Source organism: Streptomyces sp. NPDC052012 (assembly GCF_040689265.1).
In the GTDB taxonomy this organism is placed as follows: Bacteria; Actinomycetota; Actinomycetes; order Streptomycetales; family Streptomycetaceae; genus Streptomyces.
Map to the genome: position 1 here is coordinate 738,890 of NZ_JBFAXA010000002.1, position 15,431 is coordinate 754,320.

Annotated in this window: 13 protein-coding genes and 1 pseudogene; 6 read left to right on the forward strand and 8 right to left on the reverse strand. The window is 73.1% G+C overall.

What is annotated here, in order from left to right; all coding sequences use genetic code 11:
• Positions 1-480 precede the first annotated feature (480 nt).
• Positions 481-1,557: pseudogene (locus AB0412_RS06965) on the reverse strand (hypothetical protein); the annotation flags it as partial.
• A 441-nt stretch (positions 1,558-1,998) separates the two neighbouring features.
• Between AB0412_RS06965 and AB0412_RS06970 the strand changes: the two are divergent.
• From AB0412_RS06970 to AB0412_RS06985, 4 genes are all read left to right on the forward strand, one after another.
• Positions 1,999-2,448 (forward strand): hypothetical protein, encoded by a 450-nt coding sequence (locus AB0412_RS06970; RefSeq protein ID WP_366401436.1) that lies wholly within the window; start codon positions 1,999-2,001, stop codon positions 2,446-2,448.
• Positions 2,445-3,221, forward strand: coding sequence for a hypothetical protein (locus AB0412_RS06975; protein ID WP_366401437.1), 777 nt, complete (start codon positions 2,445-2,447; stop codon positions 3,219-3,221). The genes AB0412_RS06970 and AB0412_RS06975 overlap by 4 nt, the downstream gene beginning before the upstream one ends.
• Positions 3,222-3,259: 38 nt before the next feature.
• The gene (locus AB0412_RS06980) at positions 3,260-3,775 is read left to right on the forward strand and encodes a roadblock/LC7 domain-containing protein (RefSeq protein WP_366401438.1); all 516 of its coding nucleotides are present in this window, start codon (positions 3,260-3,262) and stop codon (positions 3,773-3,775) included.
• 81 nt (positions 3,776-3,856) lie between these two features.
• Entirely contained in the window at positions 3,857-4,231 is a 375-nt protein-coding gene (locus AB0412_RS06985; RefSeq protein WP_366401439.1) for a hypothetical protein, read from the forward strand.
• Positions 4,232-4,321: 90 nt separating this feature from the next.
• On the opposite strand, the gene AB0412_RS06990 is transcribed toward AB0412_RS06985, so the two are convergent.
• Both AB0412_RS06990 and AB0412_RS06995 read right to left on the reverse strand, forming a co-directional pair.
• Positions 4,322-5,410: a HAMP domain-containing sensor histidine kinase gene (locus AB0412_RS06990; protein WP_366401440.1), complete on the reverse strand. Its 1,089-nt coding sequence runs from the start codon at positions 5,408-5,410 to the stop codon at positions 4,322-4,324.
• Positions 5,403-6,098, reverse strand: a complete 696-nt coding sequence (locus tag AB0412_RS06995) for a response regulator transcription factor (RefSeq protein ID WP_366401441.1) — start codon at positions 6,096-6,098, stop codon at positions 5,403-5,405. The genes AB0412_RS06990 and AB0412_RS06995 overlap by 8 nt, the downstream gene beginning before the upstream one ends.
• A gap of 292 nt (positions 6,099-6,390) precedes the next feature.
• Between AB0412_RS06995 and AB0412_RS07000 the strand changes: the two genes are divergently transcribed.
• Positions 6,391-8,760, forward strand: a complete 2,370-nt coding sequence (locus AB0412_RS07000) for a glycosyl hydrolase family 65 protein (RefSeq protein ID WP_366401442.1) — start codon at positions 6,391-6,393, stop codon at positions 8,758-8,760.
• An 18-nt stretch (positions 8,761-8,778) separates the two neighbouring features.
• Here the strand turns inward: AB0412_RS07000 and AB0412_RS07005 are convergent, their stop codons facing one another.
• The 5 genes from AB0412_RS07005 to AB0412_RS07025 all read right to left on the reverse strand — a co-directional run bounded on the left by AB0412_RS07005 (position 8,779) and on the right by AB0412_RS07025 (position 14,909).
• Positions 8,779-9,273, reverse strand: coding sequence for a lamin tail domain-containing protein (locus AB0412_RS07005; RefSeq protein WP_366401443.1), 495 nt, complete (start codon positions 9,271-9,273; stop codon positions 8,779-8,781).
• Positions 9,274-9,434: 161 nt separating this feature from the next.
• The gene (locus AB0412_RS07010; RefSeq protein WP_366401444.1) at positions 9,435-10,799 is read right to left on the reverse strand and encodes an FAD-dependent oxidoreductase; all 1,365 of its coding nucleotides are present in this window, start codon (positions 10,797-10,799) and stop codon (positions 9,435-9,437) included.
• 127 nt (positions 10,800-10,926) lie between these two features.
• Positions 10,927-13,686 (reverse strand): SpoIIE family protein phosphatase, encoded by a 2,760-nt coding sequence (locus AB0412_RS07015; protein ID WP_366401445.1) that lies wholly within the window; start codon positions 13,684-13,686, stop codon positions 10,927-10,929.
• 214 nt (positions 13,687-13,900) lie between these two features.
• Positions 13,901-14,446: a hypothetical protein gene (locus AB0412_RS07020; protein WP_366401446.1), complete on the reverse strand. Its 546-nt coding sequence runs from the start codon at positions 14,444-14,446 to the stop codon at positions 13,901-13,903.
• Between the two features lie 28 nt (positions 14,447-14,474).
• Positions 14,475-14,909 (reverse strand): ATP-binding protein, encoded by a 435-nt coding sequence (locus AB0412_RS07025; RefSeq protein ID WP_366401447.1) that lies wholly within the window; start codon positions 14,907-14,909, stop codon positions 14,475-14,477.
• Positions 14,910-15,114: 205 nt separating this feature from the next.
• Here AB0412_RS07025 and AB0412_RS07030 point away from each other — a divergent pair, with 205 nt between their 5' ends.
• The gene (locus tag AB0412_RS07030; RefSeq protein ID WP_366401448.1) at positions 15,115-15,345 is read left to right on the forward strand and encodes a DUF397 domain-containing protein; all 231 of its coding nucleotides are present in this window, start codon (positions 15,115-15,117) and stop codon (positions 15,343-15,345) included.
• Positions 15,346-15,431: the final 86 nt, after the last annotated feature.

The window sequence follows — 15,431 nt, forward strand, 5'->3', positions numbered from 1 at the left end:
GTCGCCGGTGGCGGCGGTCTCCTCCTGGGATCTGGATGCGGTGACCGGGCTGCTTTCTCGGGTCCGGCCTGCGGTGGCCGGTACTTTCCCGCCCGGATCCGGCCTGCGGTGGCCGGTACCTTCCCGCCCGGATCCGGTCTGCGGTGGCCGGGCCTTCACCTCGGAGGCGGTCCGCGGCTAGCGGCGGGTCGCCGGTGACGGCGTCGCGGCTGCCGTGTGCTCGGGCCGCGTCGTGGTGTCCTCGGCGTCAGCCGTTCCGCCTCGCGCGTCCTCCGCCGACGGGGCGGTCTCCACCGTCGCCCGCGCGTCCGCAGGGTCCTGTGCTCTTGGTAGTGCGCCCCGCGCGTCCGCCGGGTCCTCATCACTCGGCCGTGCGCCCCGCGCATCCGGTGAGTCCTGCGCACTCGTCAGTGCGCCCCGCGCATCCGGCGTCGCGCCGTCCGTCCGTTCCTCGCCCTCGTCGGGCATGGCGCGGCGGACCTTCGCGGTCAGCTTGAGGCGATCCAGCCGACGTGTCAGGTTCCGCAGGGGTGAGGCGGGTTGCTGGGTCGGCAGGCGGCCGGCGGCCGGGGCGTCGGCGGACTCCCGGTACGCGGCCAGGGCCTCGTGGGCGCGTTCGGCCGCCTCGCGGTAGAGGTCCCGGGACCTGGTCATCGCCTCCAGCGCCTCGGCGTACATCTTCACCAGGCTGCGCTCGCGGGCGAGTTCCTCCTCCAGCGTCAGCAGGTGCCAGTCCTCCCGCAGCGCGGTCAGGTCGTCCTGCGCGCCGTCCGGCAGCGGACGCGGCAGCGCGTCGAAGCGGGCCACCGCGGCCACGAGTTCGGCCGGCTCCGTGCCGTCCAGGAACACCGCGCGCACCGAGAAGGCGTCGGCCTCGTAGCCCTCCGGGACCGGGCGGCCGGGCAACAGCACCGCGCCGCCGCGCGGCACCTGCACCTCGAACTCCCTGAGCGCCCAGTTCACCACCCGCAGCTGGTGCGGCGCGGCCCGGTGCTCCACCACGCGGTCCCGCAGTCCCGGCGGCAGCCAGTGCGCCAGCGGCACCTTGCCGCGCTCGTCCGTGGTCATCGCCTCGTGGACGACGACATGCAGATGCCATGGGTCCCGCGCGCACGCGCGCAGCAGCCGTCGTACGGCCTTGTCGTCCTCGGGCAGCGGGTTCAGGGCGCCCGGCCGCAGTCCCGTCGCCGCGTCCTCCCGCCAGCCGGCGTCCGGATCCGGGGGCCAGAACATGCCGGCCGGGGACGGCCACGTCTGGTCCCAGGGCTGCTCGGCCTCCGCGACCAGCGTCCAGTCCTGTCCGTCCTCCGTGGCGGGCGCGAGGCTCAGCCGGGCCCGCACCGTGACCTCACCGGCGACCCGCACCCGGGCCTCGAACACACGGTCCCGTGAGCCGCCGGGGTCGGGCACCTCCAGGAAGTCGTCGATGTCCTGGCTGTCCTTGAGCCGGCGCAGGCTGCGCCGGAGGACGTCCTCCGGGGCGCCACCGGCATGGCGGCCGCGGGTCAGCCAGACGGTGGGCGGAATCGTGCGGCGGACTGTGGGGGAGGTCTGCATGGGTCCAGGTGTGAGCGGGGGCACGTGCTCCTGCCAGTATCGTCGCCGCCGGTCGGCGGGTTCCAAACGGGCTCCGCCGGACGGCGCAGCCGGGTCACGCCTGCCCACCCGGTGCCCGGTGCAACCACCGGCGCGCGGAGATGCCGTACGCGCGGGGTGTGCGCGGCGCGCACGCGGTGGGGCGCCCTCACTCGTGGTTCCGGGCGGTGTCCGGTCTCCAGAATGGGTCCTCGCGAGCAGGGCCTGCCCACCATCCGCATCGGGGCGGGCCCTGCTCGCACGTGATCGGTCCCGACCGCGAAAGGCGCGGACTCTATCAGGGGCGGATTCTTCCTGGCGCATATTCCTCCGGAAAACGCCAAAGCCTTCACCTCGCGCGAGCACACACAGTAGCGTCGATGTCACGTTCGCGGTACAGCCGTGCGAGGAGGGGGATCCGGCGTGCCCGGAATCGACGAGAGTCTGCTGGACGCCATGCGACTGCCGGGTGCGCGCGGTGCCCTGGTGGTCGACTGGATCAGCGGACTCGCGCTGGGCGCGGTCGGCGAGGCCCCGGGCGACGACACCGAGGCCACGGCCGCGGAGACCGCCGAGCTCGCCCGCCTCGCCCTGGAGAGCGGCACGCTCGCACCGGGCGGCGCCGCGGTCCCGGCCGCCTCCGCCGCCCCGGCCTCCTCTGCCCTCTCCGCCGCATCGACTCCCTCGGACAAGGAACCACCCGTCGAGGACCTGATCCTCACCACCGCGGACGCCTACCACCTGCTGCGGTTCGTCGTCACGCCGTTCGACAGCACGGTGTTCCTGTACCTGTGGCTCGACCGCCGTGACGGCAACCTCGCCCTCGCCCGTATCCGGCTGGCCGAGATGGCGGACCGGCTGGTGCTCGGATGACCACCGTCGTGCCCACGGACGCCGCCCCCGCCCTGCTCGGCAGCCTCGCCGCCGACCGCGCGACCGGGGCGCTCACCACCGCGTCCGGCGTCTTCTATCTCTGCGCGGGCCAGGTGGTCCACGTCGAGTCCGCGCTGAGCCCCGCCCTCGGCGACCTGCTCACCCGCAGCGGCGCCGTGGCCCCGGACGGCTGGTGGGACGCCGTGGAGCGGGCCGGCGCCCGGCACCGCGTGGGCCGTCATCTGGTGGACAGCGGACGCCTCACCACCGGTGCCCTGGAGCTGTGCCACCTCGGCGCGCTGTTCGACGCGGCGTACTTCGCCCTCGCCCACGACGACCGGCCCGCCCGCTTCCGCCCCGGAGTGGCGCACTGGCTCGGCGCGGTCCGCCCCGTGTCCGTGGAGACGGTGCTGTGCGAGTCGCGGCGCCGCCGCGCCCTGCTGCACCGCATATGGCCCGACCCCGCCGTCGACACCGCCCCCCTGGTCCGTGCCCCCGGCGCCGACCCCGCGGACCTGCCGCCCCGACGCGGCCGCACCCTCGCCCTGGTCGACGGAGCCAGCACCGCCGCGCAGATCGCCTCGGCGCTGGCGTGCCGCACCTTCCACACCCTCGTCGAGCTGCGCCGCCTCGCCGCCGACGGACTGGTCACCCCCGCGCCGCCCCCGCCCGCCGCTGCCGCCCTCCCGGGGCCCGGTGCTCCCGGCGCGGCGTGGGACGAGCCCGACACAGCGCTGCTGAGACGGCTCCTGGACGCCTTGGAGGCACTGTGATCCGCGCGCGCCGGCAGCGTGCCGAAAGGAGACTGCTCATGGCCGTCGAGACCGACGTGCAGGACGAACTGCGCCGGTTGCGCACCCGCATCCCCCGGCTCACCGGATCGCTCGCCGCCACCGTCGACGGGCTGGTCCTCGCCCATGACGTGCCCGGCACCGAACCGGAAGGGCTGGCCGCCCTCACCGCCGCCGCGCTCGGCGTCGCCTACCGCATGACGGACGCCGCCTCGCGCGGCGAGTTCCGCGAGCTGCTGGTGCGCGGCGCCCAGGGCTACGTCGCGACCTACGCGGCCGGGACCACCGCGGTCCTCACCCTCCTCGCCGACGACCGGGTCAACGTGGGCCGGCTGCACCTGGAGGGCCGGCGCAGCGGGGCCCGGATCGCGGACCTGGTCGACACCCACATCGGCCCCGGCGGCGGCCGGCACGCCGACCGCGCGGCGGCGCAGCACCCCGCGCCGCCCCCGGACCCGGCCCGCCGCATCGGCACCCTTCCGGTGCGCACCCCCCAGCGGCCCTCGCACGCGCCCCGGCCCCAGCCCGGCGGCTGAACACCGGCTTCCCCACGGCCGGACCCACGCACCACCGGGCGACCGGCCGCATCACCGATTCCGACGGAAAGGACACCACTCATGGCCAACACCGAGACCTCGCTCAAGGAATGCCTCGCCTCCATCGACGGCGCCACCGCCGCCGCTCTCGTCGACTACACCAGCGGCATGGCCCTCGGGACGCTGGGCGGCGGCAAGGACTTCAACCTGGAGGTCGCCGCGGCCGGCAACACCGACGTGGTGCGGTCCAAGCTGCGCACCATGGAGCACCTCGGCATCAAGGAGGAGATCGAGGACATCCTGATCACCCTCACCAGCCAGTACCACCTGATCCGGCTGCTCAAGGGACGAGGCGGCAACGGCCTGTTCCTGTACCTGGTGCTGGACGCCGGCCGCGCCAACCTGGCGATGGCCCGCCACCAGCTGCGCCGTATCGAGGCGGAACTGGAGGTCTGACCCCCGGGCACGGCACGGGAGCGGCACCGCGGGGGATCGGTGCCGCTCCCGCCGCCCCGCACCCCCGCCTCCTGACCCTCCGTACCTTCTTCACCGGCCCGTGTGGGGGGACGCCGCGGGCAGTTCCACCGTGATGCGCATCCCGCCGGCGGAGCGCGGGGCGAGGGTGAGCGTGCCGTCGTGTGCCTGGGTGATGGTCTTGACGATGGTCAGGCCGAGGCCGACACCCGCCTGGTCGGTGTGCACGCGTTCCGTGCCGCGCCGGAACGGTTCGGTGAGGGTCGGGACGAGCTGTGGACTGACCTGCTCGCCGGTGTTCTCGACGGTGAGCACCACGGTCCCGGGGCCGGCACCGGTGTGGATCCACACGGTTCCCCCCTCCGGCAGGTTGTGGACGATCGCGTTGTGCAGGAGGTTCGTGGCCAGCTGCAGCAGGAGCGCCGGCGAACCGAGCGTCGGCGCGATGTCTCCCGACGTGTCGACGGTGACTCCGTGCTTCTCCGCGAGGGGCAGGAGTGTCTCGGCGGCCTCCTCGGCCGCCAGGGACAGGTCGACGTGTTCGCGGGTGAAGGACCGCCGGCCGGCGCGGCTCAGCAGGAGCAGTGCTTCCGTGAGGTCGATCGCCCGCGTGTTGACGGCGTGCAGGCGGTGGACGAGTTCGTCGCCGGCGCGGCTCGGATCGGCGCGCGCCACGTCGAGCAGCGACTTGGAGACCGCCAGCGGGGTGCGCAGTTCGTGCGAGGCGTTGGCGGCGAATCGCTGCTGCTCGGCCACGTGTGCCTCGAGCTGCGCCAGCATCGTGTCGAAGGCGTCGGCGAGTTCACGGAACTCGTCCTGCCGGCCCGGCAGCCGGACGCGGTGCGAGAGCGATCCGCTCGCGGCCGTGCGGGTGGCGTGTGTGATGCGGTTCAGGGGGGCGAGCATGCGGCCGGCGAGGACCCAGCCTCCGACGAGGCCGAACACCAGCAGGAAGAGCAGCACCGCGCCCGCGGCCGACGCGAAGTCGCGCAGGAGGAAGGAGCGCACCAGCACGCCCCCGGGGACACTCGTGTAGGCGGGCAGGTGGCGCAGGACGAAGATCCACATCGCCGCGAGCAGCAGGACCCCGGCGAGCATGAGGAATCCGGCATAGCTGAGGGTGAGCTTGACGCGGACGCTCAGCCCCGGTGCCCTATCCATGGTCGTGCCCCTGGTGCGCGGCCGCCGGCCGGGCGTCGATGCGGTAGCCGACGCCCGGGACGGTGGCGATGATCCAGGGCTCGCCGAGCCGCTTGCGCAGGGCCGAGACGGTGATGCGGACGGCGTTGGTGAACGGGTCGGCGTTCTCGTCCCACGCGCGTTCCAGCAGTTCCTCGGCGCTCACGACACCGCCTTCGGCGGCGACCAGGACTTCGAGCACCGCGAACTGTTTCCGGGTGAGGGCGACGTAACGGCCGTCGCGGTGCACCTCGCGGCGGAACGGATCCAGGCGCAGGCCCGCGATCTCCCGTACGGGCGGCCTGGTGTACGCACGCCGACGGTCGAGTGCTCTGAGCCGGAGCACGAGCTCGCGCATCTCGAACGGCTTCGTGAGGTAGTCGTCGGCACCGAGTCCGAACCCGGAGGCCTTGTCGTCGAGACGGTCCGCGGCGGTGAGCATGAGGATCGGCATGCCGCTGCCGGAGGCGACGATGTGCGTGGCGATCTCGTCGCCCGAGGGCCCGGGTATGTCGCGGTCGAGGACGGCGATGTCGTAGGTGTTGACGCCGAGGAGTTCCAGCGCGGTGTCGCCGTCACCGGCGATGTCACCCGCGATGGCCTCCAGGCGCAGCCCGTCGCGGATGGCCTCTGCCAGATAGGGTTCGTCCTCGACGATCAGCACACGCATGCCGTCAAGGCTACGAGCCGGCACATATCGTCCGCGTATCGAGAACCGCACCCGTGCCGGCACCCTGTCCGACGAGCCGGACATCGCGCAGCCGGCCCGTTCCGTGCGGTGACGTGTGTCCCGCCCGGCCCCGGGGTACCCCGGGCGGAACTGTCAGCCGTACCGGCGGTTCGGGCTCGTCACCGGCGTGGGCCGCACCGTCGCCGGACGGCACCGGGACAGACTGCTGCGGCAGGGCGCCGACACCGTCGCACTCGGATCTCGGTGGGGCGCCGACGGGAGGAGCGTCGACGTGACGGGCTGGACCTGGGAGTACGAGGGCTACGACCCCGCCGAAGCGCGGCTGAGGGAGTCGCTGTGCACCCTGGGCAACGGCTATTTCGCCACCCGCGGAGCACTGCCGGAGTGTTCCGCCGACGAGGTGCACTACCCCGGGACGTATGTGGCCGGCTGCTACAACCGGCTCACCTCCGAGGTCTCCGGGCGGCGGGTCGAGAACGAGGACCTGGTCAATCTGCCCAACTGGCTGCCGCTGCGCTTCCGCCTCCCCGACGGTCCGTGGATCGGCCCCGACACGGCCGTCGTGCTCGACCACCGCGAGATCCTGCACCTGGCCTCGGGCCTGCTGGAGCGGTTCACGCGCTTCGACCTCGGCGGGGGCCGGGCCCTGACGGTGCGCCAGGAACGGCTGGTGCACATGGCCGACCCTCATCTGGCCGCGCTGCGCACGGAGTTCACCACCGAACGCTACTCCGGTCCCCTCGAGGTGGAGGCGGCCCTTGACGGCACCGTCACCAACGCCGGTGTCGCCCGCTACCGCGACCTGGACGGCCGGCATCTGACGCATGTGCACGGCGGCAGCGCCACGCCGGGGACGGTGTGGCTGCGCTGCCGCACCCGCACCTCCGACATCCGCATCGCGCTGGCGTCCCGGCTGCTCACCGATGCGCCCGTCAGTTCCCGCAGGGAGAGCGGCCGGGCCGTCCAGCACACCCGGCTCCATCTGACGCCGGGCCGCACCGCCACCGTGGACAAGCTCGTCGCCCTGCACACCTCACGGGACCCGGCGATCAGCGACCCCCTGCACGCCGCCGTGGACCGGGTGGGCCGGGTCCCCGGCCTGGAGGAGCTGACCGGTTCGCACCGGACCGCCTGGGGCCAGCTGTGGCGGCGGGCCGAGCTGGACGTCCCCGGGGAGGCGGGCACCATCCTGCGCCTGCACCTGTTCCATGTGCTCCAGACGCTCTCCCCGCACACCGCCGACCTGGACGTCGGCGTCCCGGCCCGCGGGCTGCACGGCGAGGCCTACCGCGGGCACGTCTTCTGGGACGAGCTGTTCGTGCTGCCCTACCTCAATCTGCACTTCCCGGAGGTCTCCCGGGCCCTGCTGCACTACCGCTACCGACGGCTCGAGCGGGCCCGCACCGCCGCCCGGGACGCCGGCCGCAGGGGCGCGATGTACCCCTGGCAGAGCGGCAGCGACGGCCGGGAGGAGGCACAGAAGGTCCATCTCAACCCGCGCTCGGGCCGCTGGGTGCCCGACCACTCGCATCTGCAGCACCATGTGGGCTCGGCGATCGCGTACAACGTGTGGCAGTACTGCGAGGCCAGCGGCGACACCGAGTTCCTGCACACCGAGGGCGCCGAGATGCTGCTGCAGATCTCCCGGTTCTGGGCGGACGCGGCCGAGTACGACCCGCATCTGGGCCGGCACCGCATCCGGGGCGTGGTCGGCCCCGACGAGTACCACGACGCCTACCCCGGCGCGGACCGCCCCGGTCTGGACGACAACGCGTACACCAACGTCACGGCGGCCTGGGTGCTCGCCCACACGCTCGACGTGCTGCGCGCCCTGCCCGAGCCGCGGCGGCGGGAACTCGACGAGCGCACGGGCCTGGACGGCGGTGAACTCGAACACTGGGAGGAGGTCTCCCGCACCCTCCACGTGCCCTTCCACGAAGGGGTCATCAGCCAGTTCGAGGGCTACGGCGAACTCGCGGAGCTCGACTGGCCCGCGTACCGGCGGCGGTACGGCGACATCCGCCGCCTGGACCGGATCCTGGAGGCCGAGGGGGACACCGTCAACCGCTACCAGGCCTCGAAGCAGGCGGACGTCCTGATGCTCGGGTATCTGTTCTCCCCGGCCGAACTGCAAGGGCTGTTCGGCCGGTTGGGGCACGCTCTCGACGAGCGGACCTGGCGGCGCACGGTGGACCACTACCTGCACCGCACCAGTCACGGCTCCACGCTCAGCGGTCTGGTCCACGGCTGGGTGCTCGCCCGGGACCGGCGGGCCGAGGCCTGGTCGTTCTGCCAGGAGGCCCTCCAGGGGGACATCGCCGACATCCAGGGCGGCACCACCGGGGAGGGCATCCACCTCGGTGCCATGGCCGGGACCCTCGACCTGGTCCAGCGCGGACTGCCCGGCCTGGAGACCCGCAACGGCGCGCTGCGCCTGAACCCGGTGCCGCTGCCGGAGCTGTCCTCCTACGGCTTCACCATCCGCTATCACGGCCACTGGGGTGTCCGGCTGCGGCTGGAACGCGGCCGGCTGGAGATCGCCGTACCGCCGAGCGGTCCGGCACCGATCGACGTACGGCTGCCGGACCGGACGGCCCGCCTCCAGCCGGGGGAGACGGGCCATCTGCCGCTCACGGACTGAAGCCCGCGGCGGGGCCGGTCACTTGTGGAACGTGATGTACCCGTTGCGGTCCGGGTCGTTGCTGCGGGTGTACGAGTGCACGTCGGCGCGGCTGCCGCTCGGCTTGTACAGGTAGATCGTGTCCCCGGTGTTGTTCCACATGAAGTTGCAGTTGTCGCGGTAGACGACGTTGTTCTTGTCGGAGTCGCTGCCGTTGCCCCCGCGCAGCTTCACGTAGTCGCCGGGCTGGAGGTAGTGGTTGGCGGTGAACTCGAACCAGTTCCCGGCGGCGTCCTCGACGAAGTAGCCCTTGAGGTTCACGGTCTTCGTCGACGAGTAGTTCTTGATGGTCAGGTACTCCTGGTGGGTGTTGCCCCCGGAGCACCGGTTGGAGTCGCTTCCCGGCGCGTCGTACTGGATGCCCCGGACCTTCAGCGCCGAGGTGTACTCGGCGGCCTGCGCCGGCACGGCCGTCAGTGCGGCGAGCGCGCCCGCGGCGGCGGTGGTGGCGACGGCGGCAGTGCGTATCCGCATGGATGTCTCCCCCCTCCATGACCCCCACGTGAAGGCCATGTGGTGATTCAGTGAAGGGGAGATCGTACACAACCGCACGCGCAGAGCGCCCGCCCGGTCCGCGATCGGACCGGGCGGGCGCTCATGGGCGGCCGGGGCGACCGGCTCATCCGGTCAACGGCTCACGCGCCGCTCTCCCGCACCATGTCCTCGCGTTCGACGATCTTGACGCGCTCGCGGCCCTGCGGCTCGCCCAGCGCCTTCTCCGCGGCGTCCAGGCGGTACCAGCCGTCCCAGGTCGTGTAGCGGATCTCGCGCTCGGCGAGGAAGGCGTCCACGGCCTCGGGGGCGGGGGAGGCGGGGGTGTGCAGCCGCCCGTCGGCGTAGTCGGCCAGCAGATTGGCCACCGTCTCGTTGGCGTCACCCTTGGTGTGCCCGATCAGGCCCACCGGACCGCGCCGGATCCAGCCGGTGACGTACGTCGACTGCACATGCTCGCCGGTCTCACCGATGACCCGGCCGCCCTCGTCCGGGACGGTGCCGGAGTCGATGTCCCAGGGCAGCTTGGGGAGTTTGTCGGAGAGGTAGCCCACCGCGCGGTAGACGGCGGTGACGTCCCAGTCCTTGAACTCGCCGGTGCCCTTGACGTTGCCGGTCCCGTCGAGGGCGGTGCGCTCGGTGCGCAGCCCGACGACCCTGCCGTCCTCGCCGAGGATCTCCGTGGGCGACTCGAAGAAGTGCAGGTACAGCTTGTGCGGGCGGTCGCCGGCATCGCGGATCGCCCAGTTCTCCAGGGTCTTGGCGACCATGTCGGCCTGCTTGTTGCCGCGCCGGGTGGCGATCGACCCCTCGTCGTAGTCGATGTCCTCGGGGTCGACGATCACCTCGATGCTGGGGGAGTGGTCGAGCTCCCGCAGCTCCATCGGGCTGAACTTCGCCTGTGCCGGGCCGCGACGGCCGAACACATGGATCTCCAGGGCCTTGTTGGCCTTCAGGCCCTCGTACACGTTCGGCGGGATCTCCGTCGGCAGCAGCTCGTCCGCCGTCTTGGCCAGGATCCGGGCGACGTCCAGGGCGACGTTGCCGACGCCGAGCACCGCGACCTTCTCGGCCTCGAGGGGCCAGGTGCGCGGCACGTCCGGGTGGCCGTCGTACCAGGAGACGAAGTCGGCGGCGCCGTAGGAGCCGTCGAGGTCGATGCCCGGGATCGGCAGCGCCCGGTCGGCCATGGCGCCGGTGGCGAAGATCACGCCGTCGTAGAAGGCGCGCAGGTCGTCGAGGTGGATGTCGGTGCCGTAGTCCACGTTGCCGAACAGGCGGATCTGCGGTTTGTCGAGGACCTGGTGCAGGGCGGTGATGATGCCCTTGATCCGCGGGTGGTCGGGGGCGACGCCGTACCGGATCAGTCCGAACGGCGCCGGCATGCGCTCGAAGATGTCGATGGACACGCCCGGTTCGGTGGCGACGTCGGACTTGAGCAGGGCGTCGGCGGCGTAGATCCCGGCGGGGCCGGATCCGACGATGGCTACCCGCAGGGGGCGGGGCATGGTCAGTTTCCCTTCGAGCGAGGACAAGCGACTCGCCCCGAAGCCTAAACTGAGGCTTGCCTAAGTTGGTACGCGGGTCCGGTCTATGGGGTCATAAGGCTCTCTTATGACATCTCCCTCGGAGGGCTTATGGCTCCCGGCCCGCCGGCGGCTGCTGGGGAAGGGGCTGCTCGGCCCAGATGACCTTGCCGGCCGGCAGATAGCGGGTGCCCCAGCGTTCGGCGAGCTGCGCCACCAGGAACAGACCCCGCCCGCCCTCGTCCGTCATCGTCGCGTAGCGCAGATGCGGCGAGGTGCTGCTGCCGTCGAAGACCTCGCAGATCAGATGGCGGTCGCGCAGCATGCGCACCCGGATGGGCGGGCCGCCGTAGCGGATCGCGTTGGTGACGAGCTCACTGAGGATCAGCTCCGTGGAGAACCCCAGCTCCTCAAGGTCCCACTCGGCCAGCTTCCGGGTGACCGCCGCCCGCACGTCGCCGACGGCCGCCGGATCGGACGGCACCTGCCACTCGGCGACACGGTCCGCGGGCAGCGCCCGCGTGCGCGCCACGATCAGCGCGATGTCGTCACCGGCCCGCGACGGACGCCGTGCCTCAAGCACCACCCTGCAGGTGTCCTCCGGGGAGTCCCCGGCCCGCGACAGCGCCTCGCGCAACTGCTCCAGGCCGACGTCGATGTCATGCCGCCGGTCCTCGACCAGCCCGTCCGTGTAGAGCACCAGCCGGCTGCCCTCGGCCAGCTCCAGATCGGCCGTCTCGAACGGCAGCCCCCCGAGCCCCAGCGGCGGGCCCGCGGGCACGTCCGGGAACTCGACCCGGCCGTCCGGGTGGATCAGCGCGGGCGGCGGATGGCCCGCCCTGGCCACGGTGCAGCGCCGGGACACCGGGTCGTAGACCGCGTACAGACAGGTCGCCCCGGTCACCGGCGCGTTGTGCTCCTCGTGCGCCTCGTCCTGGTCGATGCGCCCCACCAGCTCGTCGAGCAGGCCGAGCAGCTCGTCGGGCGGCAGGTCGAGGGCGGAGAAGTTGTGCACCGCGGTGCGCAGCCGTCCCATGGTGGCCGCGGCGTGCAGACCGTGACCGACGACATCGCCGACCACCAGCGCCACCCGGGTGCCCGACAGCGGCAGCACGTCGAACCAGTCGCCTCCCACCCCGGCCTGCGCGGGCAGGTAGCGGTAGGCGATCTCCAGGGCGCTCTGCTCCGGCAGGGTGCGCGGCAGCAGGCTGCGCTGGAGCGTCACCGCCATGCTGTGCTCGCGGGTGTAGCGGCGGGCGTTGTCGATGGAGACCGCGGCCCGCGCCACCAGCTCCTCGGCCAGCGCCACCTCCTCGGCGTCGAACGGCTGTGGCTTCTCGGAGCGCCAGAAGCTCACCACACCCAGCGTCACCGCACCCGCCCGCAGCGGCACCGTGATCAGCGAGTGGATGCCGTACTCGACGACCTGCCCGGAGCGTTCGGCGTCCTGCGCCTGCCAGCCGGGGGCGTCGGCGAGCCGGGGCTCGAGCACCGCCCGCCCGCCCCTGAGACTGCGGCCCTGCGGGGACGACTCGACGAACCGGATCTTCTCGCCCACCGGGTACAGCGGGGCGTCCTTGCGGATCCCGGCGAGCGCGGTGCGGCGCACCGCGCTCGCCGCGTCGGGCTGTCCGCCGGCCAGCACCGACTCGAACAGGTCCACGGTGGCGAAGTCGGCGAACCGCGGCACCGCCAGCTCCGTCAGTTCCTCGGCCGTGCGCGTGACGTCCAGGCTGGTGCCGATGCCCACCCCGGCGTCGTACAGCATGTCGAGCCGCTCTCGTGCCTCCTCGGCGCGGCCGGACAGGGCCCGCAGCTCGGTGGAGTCGCGGACGGTCGCCACGCTGCCGGGTGGTCCGCCGGCCCGGTCGGTGGGCCGCTGGTTGACGGCCAGCAGCCGGTCGCCGACCAGATGCACCTCGTCCGTGGCGACCCGCCCGGACGACAGCAGTTCGGCGGTGCCGGGATCCAGACCCAGGTCCAGGACCTGCCGGCCCTCCGCGTCGGCCGGCAGTCGCAGCAGCCGGTGGGCCTCGTCGTTGGCGAGCATCAGGGTGCCGTCGCCGCCCACGATGACGACGCCCTCCCGCACCGCGTGCAGCACCGCGTCGTGGTGCTCGTACATCCTGGTCATCTCGTGCGGGCCCAGCCCGTGGGTCTGGCGCAGCAGCCGCCTGCTGACCAGGGCCGCGCCGGCGGTGGCGAGGGCGAGCGCGACAGCCGCCGCCGCCAGCACCAGCGGCAGCTGACTGTTGGCGGCCCCGCCGACGTGCTCGGTGGTGATGCCCGCGGACACCAGGCCGACGACGGTGCCGTCGCCGTCCTCCACCGGCACCACCGCCTGCACCAGCTCGCCGATGGTGCCGTCGATCTCCTCCACCACGGGCTCGCCCCGCAGCGCGGGCCCGAGCGTGCCCACGAACTTCCTGCCGATACGGTCCGGCCTGGGGTGGGTGTAGCGGATGCCCTCGGTGTTCATGACGACGACGAAGTCGACCTTCGCCTGCTTGCGCACGGCCTCGGCCCGCGGCTGGAGGACCGCCGTGGGGTCGGGCGCGTCCAGCGCCTCGACGATGCCGGGTGAGTTCGCGAAGGTCTCCGCGACGGCCAGGGAACGGTTGCGGGCCTCCTGGGTGCTGTCCCGCCGCACCTGCAGCACCAGCGCCACGACGGCGGCCACGACCAGCAGCACCACGATCACCACATGCAGCACGAACACCTGGCCGGCGACGCTGCGCCCGCTCAGCACCGACCGCAGCCCCGCCACTGGACGCCACCACCGGCCACCGCCCCGCTCCCGCCGCGCGGCCGCCGCCGCCACGGGCCGCAACGGCGACCGGGCCCTGGATCGACCCATGAGTCGGACCATGTGCCATGTCTACACTGCCGGGCCACCCGAGGCGAGGGGCGTCACCCTTCGTGGGCGGCGGTCGGCCCCGCCGCGCCGGCCGGAGTGCGCCCGGGTCGCGCGCGGCCGGCTCCCCCGGGCGACCGCGCGCGACCCTCCCCCCGGCGCGCGGCTCGTCCCCCGAACCCGCGCGCCTCTCGTGAGCGGTCCGGTCCGGGCGGTCCGCCCGGAGGTCTCACCGCGCCAGCGCGTGCGCCAGTTCCGTCGAGGCGCGGGCGATCTCGGTGTCCTGCTCGTCGAGCAGCCGGTCCAGGTCGCCGGCGCGGGCGCGCACCGCCTGGCGGGCCGCACGCTCCCATGCCACCGGGTTCTCGCGGTGGTTGAGCAGCTTGGGATAGACGGCGGCGGTGCTCTCCCACTGCCGGGCGTCCGCGATGGCCCTCAGCAGCTGGATGATCTGGGCGCGGCAGGTGACATGCGGAAGCTGGGCCAGCTCCCAGAGGAAGGGGACGGTGGCGGCCGTCGCCTGTTCCACGACGAAGCCGTACTGGCAGATCCGCCGGCGCAGATCCTCCAGGGCGGCCCGGGCGGTGTCGGCGTCGCCCCAGGCGATGCCGTTGAGCAGCAGGGGGATGGCCGCCGCCGACCCGGTGGAGTCCTGGATGTCGGCCCACGGCACTCGGGACAGTGCCGTGAGGGGCGTGGTCCGGGCCACTCCGGTGGGGGGCGTGTGGCGCACAGGGCGCTCGCTGCTCGGCTGTTCCGTAGAAGCGCTGCGCATGGCTGGGTGCCTTTCCGCGGCAGTCGTGTCAGGTGGGCGGGTGCGTCGCGTGGGCCGACAACCGGGCCCACACCGTCTTGCCCGCGGGAGGGGTGGGGGTCCAGCCCCACGCCTCGCACAGGGCGTCGACGATGCCCAGGCCCCGGCCGTGCTGCTCCAGGGCGGAGGCGGGGGTGTGCACGGGCGGGCGGTCGTCGGGGTCGGAGACGGTCAGCAGCAGGTGCGCCGGGTCCAGGTGGAAGCCGATACGGACCTCCGGTGCGCCCGCGCTCCGCGGCGCCGCGTGGGTGGCGGCGTTGGCGGCGAGCTCCGACATCACGAGCGTGGCGTCGTCGCACCGGTGGCCGAGCGACCAGGCGCGCAGGGTCTCCCGGGTGAAGGAGCGGGCCCGGGCGAGGCCCTCCCGGCTGCACTCGATGCGCAGTGCCGCCGAGGGGAACGCGGCGTCGGCCGTCCACGGCATCGGGCGTGCCTCCACGCCGGGCGGGCGGAGCACGGGATGCGCAGGTGATGACACGGCATCTCCCCGATGCGACGTCAGGTCAGTGCGCCAACAGGGGGGTTGACGCCGCCGTTATTATCCACGCTGAAAGCGCCCGTGTGCAATTGCACGAGAAATTGCGTGGGTTTTTTTCGGCCGGGCGCGTACGAACAGCAAGGAGACTGCGGTGCCAGGAGTGCGCAACGGAGTACGGGCGAGCCAGCTGGACGCCTGCTGGATCAAGAGCCGGCACAGCAACGCGGAGGGCAACTGCGTGGAGGTGGCCCCGCTGACCGGCGGCGCCATCGCGATGCGCAACTCCCGTGACCCCGACGGGCCCGCCCTGGTGTACACGGCCGCGGAGCTGGCGGCATTCCTGGCCGGCGCCAAGGACGGCGAGTTCGACCACCTGGTCTGAGCACGGCCGGTACGTGGCCCGAGCACGGCCGGGGCCGGGCGCCCGGCGCGGACCCGGTGACGGGGGCGCCGCCGGGGGAGCGGAGG

Excerpts from the sequence above, each read along its gene's own strand:
- AB0412_RS06980 (WP_366401438.1), top strand. The coding sequence starts at position 3,260 with ATGGCCGTCGAGACCGACGTGCAGGACGAACTGCGCCGGTTGCGCACC.
- AB0412_RS06995 (WP_366401441.1), bottom strand. The coding sequence starts at position 6,098 with ATGCGTGTGCTGATCGTCGAGGACGAACCCTATCTGGCAGAGGCCATC.
- AB0412_RS06985 (WP_366401439.1), top strand. The coding sequence starts at position 3,857 with ATGGCCAACACCGAGACCTCGCTCAAGGAATGCCTCGCCTCCATCGAC.
- AB0412_RS07005 (WP_366401443.1), bottom strand. The coding sequence starts at position 9,273 with ATGCGGATACGCACTGCCGCCGTCGCCACCACCGCCGCCGCGGGCGCG.
- AB0412_RS07015 (WP_366401445.1), bottom strand. The coding sequence starts at position 13,686 with ATGGTCCGACTCATGGGTCGATCCAGGGCCCGGTCGCCGTTGCGGCCC.
- AB0412_RS06990 (WP_366401440.1), bottom strand. The coding sequence starts at position 5,410 with ATGGATAGGGCACCGGGGCTGAGCGTCCGCGTCAAGCTCACCCTCAGC.
- AB0412_RS07010 (WP_366401444.1), bottom strand. The coding sequence starts at position 10,799 with ATGCCCCGCCCCCTGCGGGTAGCCATCGTCGGATCCGGCCCCGCCGGG.
- AB0412_RS07020 (WP_366401446.1), bottom strand. The coding sequence starts at position 14,446 with ATGCGCAGCGCTTCTACGGAACAGCCGAGCAGCGAGCGCCCTGTGCGC.
- AB0412_RS06975 (WP_366401437.1), top strand. The coding sequence starts at position 2,445 with ATGACCACCGTCGTGCCCACGGACGCCGCCCCCGCCCTGCTCGGCAGC.
- AB0412_RS07025 (WP_366401447.1), bottom strand. The coding sequence starts at position 14,909 with ATGCCGTGGACGGCCGACGCCGCGTTCCCCTCGGCGGCACTGCGCATC.